Below are 15,013 nucleotides of genomic sequence, written 5' to 3'. Positions count from 1 at the left end.
TGCCTCGTTATAACGGCGATAAGTTTAGGAAGAACCGCTGCAACCAGCCCATGTTCTGCGCTTCATTGATGTAGCCGTTGCCCACGTATTCGATGCGCGCATCAGCCACTTGCGTGGAGATAACGGCGTTGGCACCGCTGATGGTGCGTGGGTTGACCACACCGGAGAACCGGATAAATTCGGTTCCCTGATTAATCTCGATTTGTTTTTCACCGACAACTTTCAGGTTGCCGTTAGCCAGCACTTCCGCAACCGTCACGGTCAGTGTGCCGCTGAAGGTGTTGTTGGCCGCTGCACCGCCTTTCCCGGCGAAGGTGTTGGCACCGCTCATATCGACATCGGCGCGCGCATTGCCGAACAGGCCTTCAAGATAGCGGGGCGCAGTGGCGGCACCAAAGGTGGTTGACCCGTTGCGGCTGGCGTTCGCTGAGGAGCTTTTGCTCGCACTCACATTTTCCTGCAAGACGATAGTCAGAGTGTCACCGACGTTACGTGGACGGCGGTCTTCAAACAGAGGCTGATAACCATAGTTCATCGGCTGAACGGACTGGAAAATCGAACCGTTGGGAACCGGCGGTGCGGCAGGTGCAGGCGCGGCGGACGTTGCGCCGGGTACCAGCGGAGTATGGGGCATATACGCACAGCCATTCGCCAGTAACGTGACTAACAGCGGCAGCACCAGCTTGCCTGGTCGGTCTGTATAAGAAGTCATTACCGACGTTATTTTTTTGGTCACCACAGTTATCGCCTTAAAAAAATCGACCTGGTAGGGATCTGAACCGGTTCAGGGCAGAAGCAAATTTGCCCCTGCCCTCTTATTTTTCTTACCACCACAAAAACTTACAGCTGAGAAAGTTTTTGCAGCATTTCGTCCGACGTGGACACCGCTTTACTGTTGATTTCGTAAGCACGCTGCGTCTGGATCATGTTGACCAGCTCTTCCGCCACGTTGACGTTAGAGGTTTCGACATAACCCTGATACAACAGGCCCGCACCGTTCAGACCCGGCGTGCTGTCTGTTGGTGCGCCAGAACTTTGGGTTTCCTGGTACAGGTTTTCACCCATAGATTCCAGGCCGCTGTTGTTGATGAAGGTGCTCAGCGTCAGCTGGCCGACCTGTTGTGCGGCGGTCTGCCCTTGCACAGTCACGCTGACGATACCGTCACGACCCACGGTCATGCTCAGGGCATTCGCCGGAATGGTGATCGCAGGGATGATCTGGTAGCCGCTGGAAGTGACCAGCTGGCCGTTCTGATCAACCTGGAAAGAACCGTCGCGGGTATAGGCGGTGGTGCCATCAGGCAGCTGCACCTGGAAGAAACCTTCGCCTTTGATCGCGATGTCTTTACTGTTGCTGGTCTGCGACAGGTTGCCCTGTGAGAACAGGCGCTCGGTCGAAACCGGACGAACACCGGTACCGATTTGCAAACCGGAAGGCAGGTTCGTCTGTTCAGAAGACTGTGCACCTGGCTGACGGACTGTCTGGTACAGCAAATCTTCGAAAACCGCACGCTGGCGTTTGAAGCCGTTGGTGCTGACGTTCGCCAGGTTGTTGGCGATAACATCCATGTTGGTCTGCTGGGCATCCAGCCCGGTCTTCGCAATATATAGCGATGGGATCATGTCATTACTCCTCTGCCATCATCAGCTCATTGACAGCAGATTGTTGGCACTCTGTTCATTTTCATCGACGCTGTGGATGACTTTCATCTGCATCTCAAAGCGGCGTGCGTTGGCTATCATGTCAACCATGGTCGAAACCGGATCCGCGTTACTGCCTTCGAGTGTTCCGGGCATCACGTGAATGGTCGGATCGGCCTGCAATGTCGCGCCCCGGGCTTGCGCCGTCGCGGCGGTCGGACGGAACATGCCGTCGTCTCCGCGGGTCACTTCATTGCCAGCCGCCTTCACCAGTTTCAGTTTGCCGAGCTGCCCCATGGTGTTGGGATCAGCGCCGGCTTCCAGGACAGCAATGGTCCCGTCCGCAGAAATCGTGAGCTGAGACTGCGGCGGAACTTCGATTGGCCCGTTATCCCCCATCACCGGATGACCCTGAATGGTCAGCTGGTTGGTAGGTGAGACCTGCATGTCACCGTTGCGTGTGTACGCTTCAGTGCCATCAGGCATCTGCACCGCCAGGAAACCATCCTGCTGTAAAGCCACATCCAGCGGACGACCGGTGTAGTTAAGTTTCCCCTGAGTCATGTCTGCGCCCGGTGTGGACGCCGTGACCAGCGTACGCGTTTGCAGGCTTTCGCCATCCACTGGTACGGCGCGCATGGCTAAAAGCTGTGCGCGAAAGCCCGGTGTGGAAGCGTTAGCCAGGTTACTTGACGTGACCGACTGCTGAACCAGCGTCTGGCTGGCTGCGCCGCTCGCGGTGTAGATAGCGCGATCCATAGTGCTGCCCTGTTTTTAAGTCGCGCGTTAGCGCAGGTTAACCAACGTGTTCAGGATGGAGTCCTGAGTTTTGATGGTCTGCGCATTCGACTGATAGTTACGCTGAGCCACGATCATGTTGACCAGCTCCGCACTCAGATCGACGTTGGAAGATTCCAGTGCGCCACTGGTCATGGACGCCAAACCGCCCTGACCCGCGATACCGGTCACGGCCTGACCTGAAGAAGAGGTCGCCGTCCACACGTTATCGCCTTCAGATTTCAGACCTTCAGGGTTGGAGAAGTTACTCAGCACAATTTGTCCCAGTAACTGGGTTTTATTGTTGGAGTAAGTCCCGGAAATGGTGCCGTCGTCATTGATGGTGTAGCCGGTCATCTGGCCTGCTGCATAACCATCCTGATTCTGGGAACCGATGCTGTCGCTGCCGGTGCTCTGCTGAATACTGCCGGTGAAATCCAGAGACACGGTTTGCGGCGTCACCGTACCGTTGGTGGCGGTGTTCATCGGCAATGTCAGTGCCAGACCCGCGTTGGCAGCGCCTGTTGCGTCGGTGGTGCTGACCAGTGCGCCACTGGTGTCGTATTGAAGAGAACCAATTTTGGCCGCCGTTGAACCTGAAACGCTGCCGTCCTGAGCGTACACATCCCAGTTGTTCGCAGAGGTTTTCACGAAGTACAGGTTGTTATCGTGCGCGTTACCCTGTGAGTCATAGGTGGTGATGCTGTTGACGTAGTTGTAGCTGGTGTCATCGCTGCTGCTAAACGTTGCCGTGGTTGGCACGGTGTCGGTTGAGTTCAGGTTGGCCACCATGGTGGCTGCGGTGGTGGCTTTCGCGCTCATCATGGTGGTCGGGACGCTCAGTGCAACAGGCTGTGCGCCCGCGGCGATAGTTGGCGGTGTACCAGTCGCCGGGTAACCGGTCACGCTCAGCCCCTGCATGTTCACCAGATTACGGTTCGCATCGAGGGAGAACTGGCCATTGCGGGAGTAGTAAACCGCACCGCTGCTGTCGGTCAGACGGAAGAAACCGTTACCGCTCAGTGCCACATCCAGCCCGCGGGAGGTGTTGGTGGTGGTACCGTCGTTAAAGTTCTGTGTGACAGCGGCGACTTTTACGCCCATACCGGTCTGAGAACCGGCAAACATATCGGCAAAAGAGGCGGTGGCTGTCTTAAAACCAACGGTGGCGGAGTTGGCGATGTTGTTACCAATCACGTCGAGGTTGGTCGATGCCGCGCTCAGGCCGCTGACTGCTTGGGAAAAGCTCATGTTAGCTCCATTTTACTGTGTGTAGTGTTTGTAGCTCCTCCCCCTGAGAAGGGGGAGGTTGGGAAGGGATTTTGCAGGCAGCGACTGCGTTGCCATTCGGCCCCCCCCAACCCTCCCCTTCGCAGGGGAGGGAGCGGTCTGAGTGACTCTCTTACAAAATCTGGCGTACAGAATCGACAGTTGCGGTTCCGCGCACGCCCAGATCCAACGCGGTATTCCCGGATGAATCTTTGGTTACACCATTGACCAGCGCATAGTTCAGCGGTGTTGCCACCATTTGCTGACTGTTGTTCAGGGCATTGATGCTGAAGGTGTAGCTGCCATCCGGTGCAGCAGTGCCATCGTCCTGCGTGCCGTCCCAGGTGTAGCTGTGAACGCCCGCTGTCTGAGACCCCAGGCTGAGGGTTTTCACCACTTTGCCGGTGGAATCGCTGACGGTGGCGGTGACGCTGCTTGCCGCGGTTTCCAGCTCGAAGCCGAAGGGTGTGGTACTGACCGTGCCGTCGGTGTCTTTGCCCACCAGGATCGCGCTGCCGGAGACCATCACGCCGTGGCCAATCAGGGAACTGGCCTGAACGGAAGTGCCGCTGGAGATTTGCCCGGAGATGCCGCCCAGCGTGGTGTTGAGTTTTTCAATCCCGCTCACGGTGCTGATTTGTGCCAGCTGGCTGGTGAGCTGGCTGTTATCCATCGGATTGGTGGGATCCTGGTTTTTCAGCTGAGCGACCAGCAAGGTCAGGAAACTACTGGAGAGATCATCGGCCGAGCTGGTTCCGGTTGTGGACGTGCTGGAGCCGGTACTGGTGATCGTTGTGTTATCAGTGGTGTCATTAATCGACGTCGTTATAGACATATTTCGCTCCGCTATTGCCCCAGAGTGAGAGTTTTCATCATCAACGACTTAGTGGTGTTGAGCACCTCGACGTTGGCCTGATAACTGCGGGAAGCGGAGATGGTGTTGACCATTTCGCTGACCACATCTACGTTTGGCATCTGCACATACCCTTTCGCATCCGCCATCGGATTACCGGGCTCGTACACCATGCGCACCGGCGCCGGATCATCAACGATCTGCGCCACTTTCACGCCGCCGGTTTCCTGCCCCGGCGCCGCGTTCACCTGAAACACGACCTGTTTAGCCTTGTAAGGCTGACCATCCGGGCCGGTCACACTGTCGGCGTTAGCCATGTTACTGGCGCTGACGTTCAGACGCTGAGACTGCGCGGCAAGCGCAGAACCGGCGATATCAAAAATACCGAGCATCGACATAGGTTTTATCCTTGCAGCACCGACATCATCCCTTTAATTTGGCCGCCAAGGACGGTCAAATCGGTCTGATAGCGCACGCTGTTATCCGCAAAGTTGGTACGTTCACGGTCCATATCGACCGTGTTACCGTCTGCCGACGGTTGATCAGGGATCCGGTACATCAAATCCATGTCGGCGGGCGAAACGTTTGACGCCGCGATGTGGCGGTCAGACGTCAGTGACAAAGACATGCCGCTTTCACTGGCGCGGCCCTGCTCCATCACTTTCTGCAACTGACTGGCGAAATCGATATCGCGCGCCTGATACCCCGGGGTATCGGCGTTGGCGATATTGGCTGAAAGTATTTCTTGCCGCTGGGCGCGCAGGTTGAGCGCTTCCTGTTGGAACTGTAGTGCGGCGTTCAATTTGTCGAGCATGCGCCCTCCGCAAAGTGAGATTTTGGAGTCGACAGCATAAATGCGGGTGTCAACAACCTATCGTCTGAATAAGCGCAAAATCGTCCGCTATTTGTCCCTTTAGGAATTGCAAACTGAGGGTAGACTTGTCCCCAGTAGACTTTTCGCCGACACATCGGGCACAAAGGTAAATCGCGTATGAACAGGCTGGAACTCCGACGTTTAAGCATCACGCTGGGCTGCATTCTTCTGGGTCTGACATCCGGCGGGACCAGCTTTGCACAAAATGCGCCGGCCAAAAGCGTGCCTGCGTCGGCCAATAGCGATACACTACTGACCTCGCAGCTCCAGCAGTTCTTCCGTCAGCAATATGCCGACAGCGGAATGCAGGTGAAAGTGGTGGTGATGACACCCGCCGCGCGTCAGCCGCAGTGTTTATCGCCACAATTTATGCTTTCGTCTAACAGCCGCACCTGGGGAAATGTCTCGGTGGCGGTGAACTGTAACGGCCAGAAAATTTATGTGCAGACCAAGGTTCAGGTGAGCGGAACTTACTGGGTTGCGGCGAAAAATGTGCCTGCGGGAGCGCATCTGGCGCAAACGGATCTGGAAGCCAGGAACGGGCGTCTGGATCTCCTGCCGCCGAAAGCGATTCTTGACAGTAATCAGGCGATTAACGGCGTTACGCTGCGCAATATCAACATCGGTCAGCCGTTAACGTTGTCGATGCTTCGCCGTCCGTGGATGGTGCATGCGGGTCAGGAAGTGCAGGTACAGGCGACAGGCAGTGGTTTTAACGTATCCAGCGCCGGTAAGGCAATGAACAACGCAGCAGCAAATGAATCCGTGCGGATAAGAATGCCGTCAGGCGTAATTGTGAACGGGACAGTGGGCTCAGATGGGTCTGTGACAGTGACAATTTAGGTTGAATTGCAACCGTATTTGTAGAAAAAGCTGCAATTAAGGCTAAAGTTATTTCGCCACATGTCGATAACAAACGTATCAGAGTCGTCCCACGACGGCATTTTTAGGGTTTGCGTCACATTAAAGGCCCTGAATACCCTTACCGGAGAATATTTATATGGCTATCGATCGTACTCAAGGTGTTTCACCTTTAACTTCGATCCAGCAGCGTGATCCTTCTGAAGCTTCTGTTCAGAATACGCGCAAAGAAGACACTGTTTCTGGTACCACCACCAGCGGTACGGCGGTGACCCTGAGCTCAGCGCAAACGTCTCTGACTCAGTCAAGTGCACAGGACATCAATACGGCACGTGTCGACGAACTGAAACAAGCTATCCGTGATGGCAAACTGACCATGGATACCGGCAAAATTGCTGATGCTCTGTTGAAGGACACGCAGGATTATCTCAAAGGTTTTTAAGCCGCAGACCCGGCTCGGAGACGAAAAAGTTGGAAGGTAATAAGGCCCGATGAAGAATTTTATCAAGTCCATGACTACCTTGGTTGAAACGTTGCAAGCGCTGGATCAAGTGATTAATCACGAACAAACGATACTGTGCTCAGGCCGCGTGAACGGAGCGGCCCTGCAGCATATCACCGAGCAAAAGAGCTCATTGCTCGCTACGGTAGACTATCTTGATAAACAGCGTCGTCAGCATGACGAACGTCTGAAACAAAGTGCCCCCTACTCCCGTCAGCCGGAAATCGCCGCGATGTGGAAAGAGGTGGTGCAACTTACCACCAAGCTGAGTCAGATCAATCGTCACAACGGCATGTTGCTGGGCAAACAAATTGCTTACAACACCGAGGCTTTGGCTATTCTCAACGCCAGCCAGACACAAAAATTCTACGGACCGAACGGGCAGGAAACTGTATCCGGGCAAACCGTCAGGAAGATTTCCGTTTAGACCGGAACGGGCACGGTTTTTTACTCGCCGTGAGGGCGGGCAGATGATCGGGAAAGTTTCGGTTTTCAGTAACTGTGATCACATAACTCCTTGCGCCTAAACCGACAAAAGAGACCCAGGACGGGGCCTCTTTTGAATCTCCGCGTCTTTTTACTGCGCGGTGCCTTCATTTCGGTGTTCGAGCCTTTCGGTCTCGAAATACTCATTCAGCAAGCTTTCTGAAAGCGGCCGTAAGCTATGCAAATCTGCAATCCTTTGAAAACGTTCTCTTCCCCTTGCATGCACTTTTAATCAGTTCAGATTGGCATGCCTTTCTAACGTTGAAGGATCCTTTTCTACTCGTTTGATCAACAGTATGGCCTGTTTATTGGGTGAGTGATGAGCGGCAAACCTGCCGTATTTCCTTCACCAGCGCCTGTGCGGCGGGGGAAAGCAGGCTTCCTGCGCGGAAAGTCAGGCCGATGGCGCGATGCGTATCGGCCAGATCCAGCGGCAGTTTTATCAGCTCGCCGCTTTCCAGTTCGTGTTCCAGCTGGCGGGCGGAAACGGCAGCCAGCATATCTGAACCGAGCAGCAAGCCGCGCACAATGCCCAGATCGCCGCTTTCCACCACCGGATCGGGCGGCGGGATTTCCATCGCGGTAAAGCTGTTATCCAGTAACCGCCGCGCCGGGGTTTCTGCCCGCGGCAAGACCCAGCGCGCGGTACGCAGATGTTCCTGCGTTACCGGTTCGCTGAGCAGCGGATGCCCTTTTCGCGCCAGGATGACCATGCTTTCGGTAAACAGCGTTTCCGTCACCATATCCGCCGCATAATCGCTCGAGCGCAGCGCGCCGAAGATAAAATCCACCTCGCCCGAACGCAGCTCGGACGCCAGCGCGCTGAACGCACTTTCATTGGTGATCACTTTGACGCCACCGTAACGCTGTGTCAGCCCGATGATCGCTTGTGGCAGCAAACGTGTGCGCCCGAGCGGCAGTGCGCCGACCTGCACCGTGCCTTCCAGCACGCCACGACGGGCGGCGATATCGGCGGGAATATGCCGCAGTTCGTTGAGCGCACGGCGCAAATTCGGCACGATATCCTGCCCGGCCAGCGACGGCATCATGCCGTGCGGCGTGCGTTCCAGCAGCGCCTGACCTGCACCGTTTTCCAACACCTTCAACGCCGCGCTGACCGCAGGCTGGCTCAGCCCGAGCAGCGTGGCGACCGTCTGCATATGCCGCGTTTTACACAGTGAAATGAAAATTTGCAGGCGCCGGACATTAAACAAATACAGCGGTTCGGTTTCACTGCGCGTTTGCCCGGCTTTGCCGTGTAATTTCGCCAGCTGCGACGGGATCAGCCGCAATTCGGCAATCGCCCGGCGCGCACGCGGCAGCACGCATTTACCAAAATCGGTGAGCAGCATTCCGTTGGCATGACGTTCAAACAAAGGCACGTCGAGAGCCTGTTCCAGATCGCGGATCGCCCTCGTCACCGCCGACTGCGTGCGGTAAAGCTCATCGGCTGCACGCGATACACTTCCCTGATCGACCACCTGACAAAAAGCGCGTATTTGCATCAGGTTACTCAGCATCTCGTCTTGTGCCATCCCCTTCTCCCGTCAGGCTTTTTTTCGTGACATCCCTCAGCAATATAAATAAAACGCATACCCCCTGCAATCAAATGAATTACCCGCCGCAGGCACGGACTGACAGCATGGAACTCAGGCAATCAGCTCACCCTAAACCCAGGACATAGTCATGACTCAGCCAAAAAAAGATGAAAGCAAAAGTGCATTAGTCGTCAGCGCCCACTCCGCCGATTTCGTCTGGCGCGCAGGCGGTGCCATCGCGAAACATACACAGGCCGGTTACGCCGTTCACATCGTTTGCCTGTCTTTCGGCGAGCGAGGCGAATCCGCCAAACTGTGGCGCAAAGGCAATATGAACGAAGAGATTGTGAAAGCGTCGCGACGCGAAGAAGCGATGGCCGCGGCTGAGATCCTCGGCGCCACCGTCGAGTTTTTTGATATGGGAGATTACCCGCTGCGCGCAGACAAAGAATCGCTGTTCCGTCTGGCCGATGTTTACCGCCGCGTGCAGCCGCATTTCGTCCTGACCCACTCACTGAAAGACCCGTACAACTACGATCATCCGATGGCCACCCATCTGGCGCAGGAAGCACGCATTATCGCCCAGGCCGAAGGTTATAAGCCCGGCGAAACCATCGTCGGCGCACCGCCGGTTTACTGTTTCGAGCCGCATCAGCCGGAACAGTGTGAATGGAAACCTGACGTACTGCTCGATATCACCGACGTCTGGGACAAAAAATATCAGGCGATTCAGTGCATGGCCGGTCAGGAACACTTGTGGGAATACTACACCCGCGTCGCCCAGCAGCGCGGCGTGCAGGCCAAGCGCAACGTCGGTATCACCAGCACCAAAAACATCGTTTACGGCGAGGGTTATCAGAGCATTTTCCCGCGCGTGACGGAGGATTTAGCATGAGTCTGGTCGGTAAAAAAGGCGTCGTGGTTCGCCATATTCCACGGGCAAATAAAGCCGACGTTTCAGCACTTGCGGCTTTCGGTGTCGCAACCGTGCATGAAGCGCAGGGCCGCAAGGGGCTGCTGGATGCGGGCATCCGCCCTATTCAGCAGGATTGTGCGATTTCCGGCAGCGCTGTCACCGTGCTCACCGCACAGGGCGATAACTGGATGTTCCATGTGGCTGTCGAACAATGTCAGCCGGGCGACATTCTGGTGGTTGCGCCGACATCGCCCTGCTCTGACGGGTTCTTTGGCGATCTGCTGGCCACGTCGCTGAAAGCGCGTGGCGTGGTCGGGCTGGTGGCAGATCTCGGTGTGCGTGACACCAAAACGCTGCGTGATATGGGATTTCGCGTCTGGTCGCGGGCAGTTCATGCACAGGGCACCATCAAGGAAACGCTGGGTTCGGTAAACGTGCCAGTGGTCTGCGCCGGACAGCTGGTGTATCCGGGCGATGCTGTCGTCGCCGATGATGACGGCGTGGCAGTCGTCCGCCGTGAAGAAGTCGCCCATGTCGTGCAGGCCAGCCGGGAGCGCGAAGCGCTGGAAGAGAGTAAACGCGCAAGAATGGCCGACGGCGAACTCGGGCTGGATATCTACAATATGCGTCCGCGTCTGGCTGAAAAAGGACTGAAATATTTCGATTCTGCTGAAGAATTAGAACAAGCCGAAAAGCGCTGAGGAGCCGATATGCCGCAGACCCGAATTCCCTGCCTGCTGATGCGCGGCGGAACCTCGAAAGGCGCGTTTTTTCTGGCGGATGATTTGCCGCAAAATGAAAAGCTGCGCGACCGCGTGCTGCTGGCGGTGATGGGTTCTCCCGATCCGCGCCAGATAGATGGTCTCGGCGGCGCCGATCCGCTGACCAGCAAAGTGGCTATTATCCGACCCTCTGACCGCTCTGACGCCGATGTCGATTACCTGTTTGCGCAGGTTAACGTGGACAAAGCCGTGGTGGATTACGGCCAGAACTGCGGCAATATTCTGGCCGCCGTCGGCCCGTTCGCCCTCGAACGGAATCTGATTGCCGCCCGAAACGGCATCACGCCGGTGCGTATTTATATGGAAAACACCGGTCAGATTGCCACGGCGCATGTCCCGGTAGAAGACGGTCAGGTTTGTTATCAGGGCGATTTGCACATCGACGGCGTACCGGGAACGGCGGCAAAAATCAGTGTGGAATTTGCCGATATCGCCGGTTCCAGCTGCGGCGCATTGCTGCCGACCGGCCACGCCCGCGACACATTCGACGGAATCGACGTCACCTGTATCGACAACGGCATGCCGGTTATTCTGCTGCGCGCGGCAGATTTCGGGCGCACGGGTTATGAAACCCGCGAACAGCTGGATACCGATGCAGAACTGAAAAAACGCCTTGAGTCGATCCGCTTACAGGCGGGGCCGAAAATGAATCTCGGCGATGTGACGCAGCGTACAGTGCCTAAAATGACACTCATCGCCGAACCTCGAAACGGCGGCGCAATATCCAGCCGGACGTTCATTCCGCACCGCTGCCACGCCTCGATTGGCGTACTCGGCGCGGTCAGCGTAGCCAGCGCCTGTCTGATCCCAGGCAGCATCACCGAAGGACTGGCGCATACGCCTTCCGGCGACACGCCGTTAATCAGCGTCGAACATCCGACCGGCGAATTCAGCGTGGAATTACAGCTCGATCCGGCAAAAACCGGCGCTGAAAGCCTCACAGGTTGTGGTCTGTTACGCACCGCCCGTCTGATTTTCGAAGGACGTGTTGCGATCCCCGCCAGCGTCTGGGACGGGCGTCAGGAGAATCATCATGAATAATGTTACGCGCATTACCTTAATTGGCCTCGGTGAGGTCGGTACCATCCTGGCGACAGATTTGAAAAAGCTTAATCCGTCGCTGGATATTGTGGCATTCGATAAGCAGACCGGTTCCGCAGTCATCCGGCAGCGCGCCCGCGCGGCAGGAGTGAGCTTTGCATCGTCAGCAGAAGATGCGGTTAAGGACAGTCAGATTATATTTTCCGCCGTCACCGCCGCCGAAGCGCTGAATGTGGCTGTAGCCGTCGCCGGTCATCTCGCCCCCGGCCAGTTTTTTCTCGATCTGAATTCCGTTTCACCGCACACCAAACACGAGGCGATGGCGTTAATTGAACAGGCTGGCGGCAATTATATCGACGTCGCGGTGATGGCACCTTATCCGCCTGCCCGATTGAAAACTCCGCTGCTGCTGGGCGGCACGCAGGCGTATGCCATCAGCGAATGGCTGAACGAAAACGGCTTTAACAGCAAAGTACACAGCACAACTGTCGGAGAAGCGTCCGCCATTAAAATGTGCCGCAGTGTGATGATCAAAGGCCTCGAAGCCCTGACCGCCGAATGCCTGAGCGCTGCGCGTCAGTACGGCGTCGAAAAAGAAGTGCTGGCCTCGCTGCACGCCAGTTTCCCGTCACTCGGCTGGAATGCGCAGTTACCGCATTATCTGATCAGCCGGATTGCGGAACACGGCAAGCGCCGCGCCGAGGAAATGCGCGAAGTCGTGAAAACGCTCGCGGATGTGGGTGTCGCGCCCAATATGAGTGCCGGTACGGTGCTGACCCAGCAAGAGCTGGTGGATTCGCTGGCCGAAAAGGGGATCCGGTATTCGGATCTGGAGCCGTTCGAGTGGGAGAGGACCGTGGATCTGTTGATGTCGGGTCGTACATCGTGACGACTTAACATCAAAATCAAGACTTTGGGTTGCCACTCAAACTGGCCTTAAGGTCAAGACCTTGGGTTGCCACCCAAACTGGCCTCAAGAGGCGCCTATCGCCGCGCCTCTTAAGAATCTCCGGCTCTTTTACTGCGCGCTCTGCTCGCTGGCTATATTTCAGGTACCGCAGCGACAGGCTGGAAATCTTGCCGCTGCGCGGTTCCTTCTCCCGGTCCTGGAGCCTTTGGTCTCCAGGCCGCTCCGTTCAGCAAGATTTCTGAATCGCCCGCACGATCTTAAAATCAACGGCAGACTGTTTTTCATCTTTTAAAAAGGTTGATTGGCGTGCTCAAAATTCAGCTGAACGGAGCGGCTTCGAGACCATAGGCTCGAAGACCGAGAGAAGGCAGTGCGAAGCACCTGGATTTGCGCCACCCGCTAATGCGCCGGAACATGTCCGTCGTGCCTGCGACAGCGCGCAGTAAAAGAGCCCGGGGGGTCTTGGGGGGTGGCGGCGACAGGCCGCCCCCCAAGTCGGTGTGGGCCGACGCCCACGACTTTGACCTTAAGGCCAGAGTGGGTGGCAACCCAAGGTCCTGACCTTGACCTGGAAATAATAAAAAAAGCGCCTTTATGCCCGCTCCGGCATAACCCGATGACATCTCGCCACCACACCCCCTGCCCCGCAGACAAGCTCCTGCGGCAGCTGGCAGCCGTCACCTGCCAGCGGACAGCGTTCGCGAAAATAGCATCCCATCGGCAGGTTCCGGTTGCTCGGTAATTCCCCTTTTTTATCGACGACGCCGTCATCTAACAGCCGTCCGGCGCGGGGAACGGAATCAAGCAGCAGGCGGGTGTAAGGATGCTGTGGTGCTGTCAGCACTTTTTCCGCCGCGCCCAGCTCTACGATTTGCCCGAGATACATCACCGCCACGCGGTCGCTCATGTGACGAACCACCGACACATTGTGAGAAATCAGCACATACGTCAGATTGCGCTGTCGTTGCAATTCCACCAGCAAATTGAGGATTTGCGCCTGCACGGAAATATCCAGCGCCGAGGTGGGTTCGTCGAGCACAATGATATCCGGCTCTGAGGACAACGCGCGGGCGATGGAAATACGCTGGCGCTGACCGCCGGAAAATTCATGCGGCAGACGGTCGAGGTATTCTTTGCGGATGCCGACCTGCTCCGCCAGTGTGGCGGCGAGTTCACGGCGTTCGCGGCTGCTGTTGTGTTTCTGCACAAACACCGGTTCGGTGATAATCCGCCAGACTGGCAGACGCGGATCAAGCGACGATTGCGGATCCTGAAACACCATTTGCATGCCGGAACCGAACCAGGAATTATCATGACGCGCACGGTGAATTTCTCCGCTGCTCGGCTTTTGCAACCCCATCAGCAACTGAGCCAGCGTGCTTTTACCGCAACCGGACTCACCGACTATCCCCAGCGTTTCACCGCGGATGATATTCAGATCCAGTCCGTTGAGCGCATGGACGTAACCGGTCGGTTTACCGCGCCAGTTAAAACTGGCGGGGAAACGCACGCGGACATCCTGGAGTTCGACTAACGCTTCGGCAATCATCAGGAAAGCTCCTCTGTGCGTTGGATGGGAATTTGCGGGTGCCAGCAGGCCACCGACTGACGCGGAAATTGCGGCAACGGCGCGAGCCCCGGCGTTTGGGTGCAGCGGTCATCGGCGTGATTACAGCGTCCCCGAAACGCACAGCCCTGCGGCAGTTTTGACAGGTTCGGCACCGTGCCGGGAATGGCTTTCAGCAGGCTGCGCGGTTCGCCATTTTCCGGCGCGGCCTGCAACAGGCCGATGGAATACGGGTGCGACGGCGAGTCGATCACGTCTGTCGTGTTGCCGCTTTCAATCACATGCCCGGCGTACATCACGTAAACGCGGTCGCAAAGCTGCGACACCACCGCCATATCGTGAGTGATAAACAGGACGGCGGTACCGCTGGCACGGGCTTTGCGCTGCAAAAGGCGAAGAACCTGACGCTGCACGGTAACATCCAGCGCGGTTGTCGGTTCGTCGGCGATAATCAGTTCCGGTTCACAGGAAAACGCCATTGCGATCAGCACGCGCTGGCGCATACCGCCGGAAAGTTCGAACGGATAACGCGACATCACCTGCTCCGCGTCGGCAATTTGCATATCTTCCAGCAGGCCGGTGGCTTTTTTCCAGGCCTGCGCTTTGCTGATCTTCTGGTGCAGACAGATAACCTCACACATCTGTCGCCCGATTTTGCGCGTCGGGTTCAGCGCATTCATCGGTTCCTGAAAAATCATCGCCACCCGCGCACCGCGCAGCGTACGCATCTGTTCTTCGCTGGCGTGAACCACATCGGTGCCCAGCATGCGCAATTCGCCGCCCGTCACGGTAAAACCATCAGGGGGTAACAGGCGCATCGCCATCATCGCCGTGACCGATTTACCGGAACCGGATTCACCGACCACGCCGACAATTTCTCCGGCACTGACCGACAGCGATACCTGATTCAGCGCTTTCACTTCGCCGCCGTAAACCGGGAAAACCAGTTGCAGATTGTCGATTTCCAGAACCGGCGCGTTGTTTTGTTCAGCCATT

The 15,013-nt window shown here is 56.7% G+C and carries 17 protein-coding genes; 7 read left to right on the top strand and 10 right to left on the bottom strand.

Annotated features, from left to right (window positions below; translation table 11 throughout):
• Positions 1 to 7: 7 nt before the first annotated feature.
• The 7 genes from J1782_RS18870 to flgB all read right to left on the bottom strand — a co-directional run bounded on the left by J1782_RS18870 (position 8) and on the right by flgB (position 5,354).
• Positions 8 to 712, bottom strand: coding sequence for a flagellar basal body L-ring protein FlgH (locus J1782_RS18870; RefSeq protein WP_152326918.1), 705 nt, complete (start codon positions 710 to 712; stop codon positions 8 to 10).
• Between the two features lie 128 nt (positions 713 to 840).
• On the bottom strand, positions 841 to 1,623 hold the full coding sequence (gene flgG / locus J1782_RS18865; RefSeq protein WP_152326917.1) for a flagellar basal-body rod protein FlgG: 783 nt from the start codon (positions 1,621 to 1,623) through the stop codon (positions 841 to 843).
• A gap of 21 nt (positions 1,624 to 1,644) precedes the next feature.
• Entirely contained in the window at positions 1,645 to 2,400 is a 756-nt protein-coding gene (locus J1782_RS18860) for a flagellar basal body rod protein FlgF (RefSeq protein WP_152326916.1), read from the bottom strand.
• A gap of 27 nt (positions 2,401 to 2,427) precedes the next feature.
• Positions 2,428 to 3,669 (bottom strand): flagellar hook protein FlgE, encoded by a 1,242-nt coding sequence (gene flgE / locus J1782_RS18855; protein ID WP_165057934.1) that lies wholly within the window; start codon positions 3,667 to 3,669, stop codon positions 2,428 to 2,430.
• 151 nt (positions 3,670 to 3,820) lie between these two features.
• Positions 3,821 to 4,522 carry a flagellar hook assembly protein FlgD gene (gene flgD / locus J1782_RS18850; RefSeq protein ID WP_152326914.1) on the bottom strand — a complete coding sequence of 234 codons (702 nt, stop codon included), beginning with the start codon at positions 4,520 to 4,522 and terminating at the stop codon, positions 3,821 to 3,823.
• A gap of 11 nt (positions 4,523 to 4,533) precedes the next feature.
• Positions 4,534 to 4,938 (bottom strand): flagellar basal body rod protein FlgC, encoded by a 405-nt coding sequence (flgC, locus tag J1782_RS18845; protein ID WP_152326913.1) that lies wholly within the window; start codon positions 4,936 to 4,938, stop codon positions 4,534 to 4,536.
• A gap of 5 nt (positions 4,939 to 4,943) precedes the next feature.
• On the bottom strand, positions 4,944 to 5,354 hold the full coding sequence (gene flgB / locus J1782_RS18840) for a flagellar basal body rod protein FlgB (protein ID WP_104922288.1): 411 nt from the start codon (positions 5,352 to 5,354) through the stop codon (positions 4,944 to 4,946).
• A 177-nt stretch (positions 5,355 to 5,531) separates the two neighbouring features.
• On the opposite strand from flgB, the gene flgA reads away from it, so the two are divergent.
• From flgA to J1782_RS18825, 3 genes are all read left to right on the top strand, one after another.
• Positions 5,532 to 6,257, top strand: a complete 726-nt coding sequence (gene flgA / locus J1782_RS18835; RefSeq protein WP_165057936.1) for a flagellar basal body P-ring formation chaperone FlgA — start codon at positions 5,532 to 5,534, stop codon at positions 6,255 to 6,257.
• A 157-nt stretch (positions 6,258 to 6,414) separates the two neighbouring features.
• Complete coding sequence (gene flgM / locus J1782_RS18830) at positions 6,415 to 6,717, top strand: flagellar biosynthesis anti-sigma factor FlgM (protein WP_152326911.1); 303 nt, start codon at positions 6,415 to 6,417, stop codon at positions 6,715 to 6,717.
• A 49-nt stretch (positions 6,718 to 6,766) separates the two neighbouring features.
• A complete protein-coding gene (locus tag J1782_RS18825) occupies positions 6,767 to 7,204 on the top strand; it encodes a flagella synthesis protein FlgN (protein WP_152326910.1) in 438 nt (145 codons plus the stop codon).
• A gap of 364 nt (positions 7,205 to 7,568) precedes the next feature.
• Here J1782_RS18825 and J1782_RS18820 read toward each other — a convergent pair whose 3' ends face one another.
• Positions 7,569 to 8,798 (bottom strand): LysR family transcriptional regulator, encoded by a 1,230-nt coding sequence (locus tag J1782_RS18820; protein WP_152326909.1) that lies wholly within the window; start codon positions 8,796 to 8,798, stop codon positions 7,569 to 7,571.
• Positions 8,799 to 8,949: 151 nt separating this feature from the next.
• Here J1782_RS18820 and galB point away from each other — a divergent pair, with 151 nt between their 5' ends.
• The 4 genes from galB to J1782_RS18800 are packed head-to-tail and all read left to right on the top strand — an operon-like array spanning position 8,950 to position 12,429.
• Positions 8,950 to 9,696, top strand: coding sequence for a 4-oxalmesaconate hydratase (gene galB / locus J1782_RS18815; protein WP_165057940.1), 747 nt, complete (start codon positions 8,950 to 8,952; stop codon positions 9,694 to 9,696).
• Positions 9,693 to 10,418, top strand: coding sequence for a 4-carboxy-4-hydroxy-2-oxoadipate aldolase/oxaloacetate decarboxylase (locus J1782_RS18810; RefSeq protein ID WP_217153729.1), 726 nt, complete (start codon positions 9,693 to 9,695; stop codon positions 10,416 to 10,418). The genes galB and J1782_RS18810 overlap by 4 nt, the downstream gene beginning before the upstream one ends.
• 9 nt (positions 10,419 to 10,427) lie before the next feature.
• Positions 10,428 to 11,540, top strand: coding sequence for a 4-oxalomesaconate tautomerase (locus tag J1782_RS18805; RefSeq protein ID WP_217153728.1), 1,113 nt, complete (start codon positions 10,428 to 10,430; stop codon positions 11,538 to 11,540).
• Positions 11,533 to 12,429 (top strand): NAD(P)-dependent oxidoreductase, encoded by an 897-nt coding sequence (locus J1782_RS18800; protein WP_217153727.1) that lies wholly within the window; start codon positions 11,533 to 11,535, stop codon positions 12,427 to 12,429. Before J1782_RS18805 ends, J1782_RS18800 begins: the two co-directional genes overlap by 8 nt.
• A 613-nt stretch (positions 12,430 to 13,042) precedes the next feature.
• Here the strand turns inward: J1782_RS18800 and J1782_RS18795 are convergent.
• Positions 13,043 to 13,999 carry an ABC transporter ATP-binding protein gene (locus J1782_RS18795; protein WP_165057948.1) on the bottom strand — a complete coding sequence of 319 codons (957 nt, stop codon included), beginning with the start codon at positions 13,997 to 13,999 and terminating at the stop codon, positions 13,043 to 13,045.
• Positions 13,999 to 15,012 (bottom strand): ABC transporter ATP-binding protein, encoded by a 1,014-nt coding sequence (locus J1782_RS18790; RefSeq protein ID WP_217153726.1) that lies wholly within the window; start codon positions 15,010 to 15,012, stop codon positions 13,999 to 14,001. The genes J1782_RS18795 and J1782_RS18790 overlap by 1 nt, the downstream gene beginning before the upstream one ends.
• Between the last annotated feature and the right edge of the window lies 1 nt (position 15,013).

The organism is Rahnella sp. BCC 1045 (genome assembly GCF_019049615.1).
GTDB lineage: Bacteria > Pseudomonadota > Gammaproteobacteria > Enterobacterales > Enterobacteriaceae > Rahnella > Rahnella contaminans.
This window is presented reverse-complemented; position numbering and strand designations above follow the sequence as displayed.

What these genes read in the sequence shown, in the direction of transcription:
- galB (WP_165057940.1), top strand. Translation starts at nt 8,950, where the DNA reads ATGACTCAGCCAAAAAAAGATGAAAGCAAAAGTGCATTAGTCGTCAGC.
- flgG (WP_152326917.1), bottom strand. Translation starts at nt 1,623, where the DNA reads ATGATCCCATCGCTATATATTGCGAAGACCGGGCTGGATGCCCAGCAG.
- J1782_RS18825 (WP_152326910.1), top strand. Translation starts at nt 6,767, where the DNA reads ATGAAGAATTTTATCAAGTCCATGACTACCTTGGTTGAAACGTTGCAA.
- J1782_RS18870 (WP_152326918.1), bottom strand. Translation starts at nt 712, where the DNA reads ATGACTTCTTATACAGACCGACCAGGCAAGCTGGTGCTGCCGCTGTTA.
- J1782_RS18810 (WP_217153729.1), top strand. Translation starts at nt 9,693, where the DNA reads ATGAGTCTGGTCGGTAAAAAAGGCGTCGTGGTTCGCCATATTCCACGG.
- flgM (WP_152326911.1), top strand. Translation starts at nt 6,415, where the DNA reads ATGGCTATCGATCGTACTCAAGGTGTTTCACCTTTAACTTCGATCCAG.
- J1782_RS18820 (WP_152326909.1), bottom strand. Translation starts at nt 8,798, where the DNA reads ATGGCACAAGACGAGATGCTGAGTAACCTGATGCAAATACGCGCTTTT.
- flgA (WP_165057936.1), top strand. Translation starts at nt 5,532, where the DNA reads ATGAACAGGCTGGAACTCCGACGTTTAAGCATCACGCTGGGCTGCATT.
- J1782_RS18805 (WP_217153728.1), top strand. Translation starts at nt 10,428, where the DNA reads ATGCCGCAGACCCGAATTCCCTGCCTGCTGATGCGCGGCGGAACCTCG.
- J1782_RS18790 (WP_217153726.1), bottom strand. Translation starts at nt 15,012, where the DNA reads ATGGCTGAACAAAACAACGCGCCGGTTCTGGAAATCGACAATCTGCAA.
- J1782_RS18800 (WP_217153727.1), top strand. Translation starts at nt 11,533, where the DNA reads ATGAATAATGTTACGCGCATTACCTTAATTGGCCTCGGTGAGGTCGGT.
- flgD (WP_152326914.1), bottom strand. Translation starts at nt 4,522, where the DNA reads ATGTCTATAACGACGTCGATTAATGACACCACTGATAACACAACGATC.
- J1782_RS18795 (WP_165057948.1), bottom strand. Translation starts at nt 13,999, where the DNA reads ATGATTGCCGAAGCGTTAGTCGAACTCCAGGATGTCCGCGTGCGTTTC.
- flgC (WP_152326913.1), bottom strand. Translation starts at nt 4,938, where the DNA reads ATGTCGATGCTCGGTATTTTTGATATCGCCGGTTCTGCGCTTGCCGCG.
- flgB (WP_104922288.1), bottom strand. Translation starts at nt 5,354, where the DNA reads ATGCTCGACAAATTGAACGCCGCACTACAGTTCCAACAGGAAGCGCTC.
- J1782_RS18860 (WP_152326916.1), bottom strand. Translation starts at nt 2,400, where the DNA reads ATGGATCGCGCTATCTACACCGCGAGCGGCGCAGCCAGCCAGACGCTG.
- flgE (WP_165057934.1), bottom strand. Translation starts at nt 3,669, where the DNA reads ATGAGCTTTTCCCAAGCAGTCAGCGGCCTGAGCGCGGCATCGACCAAC.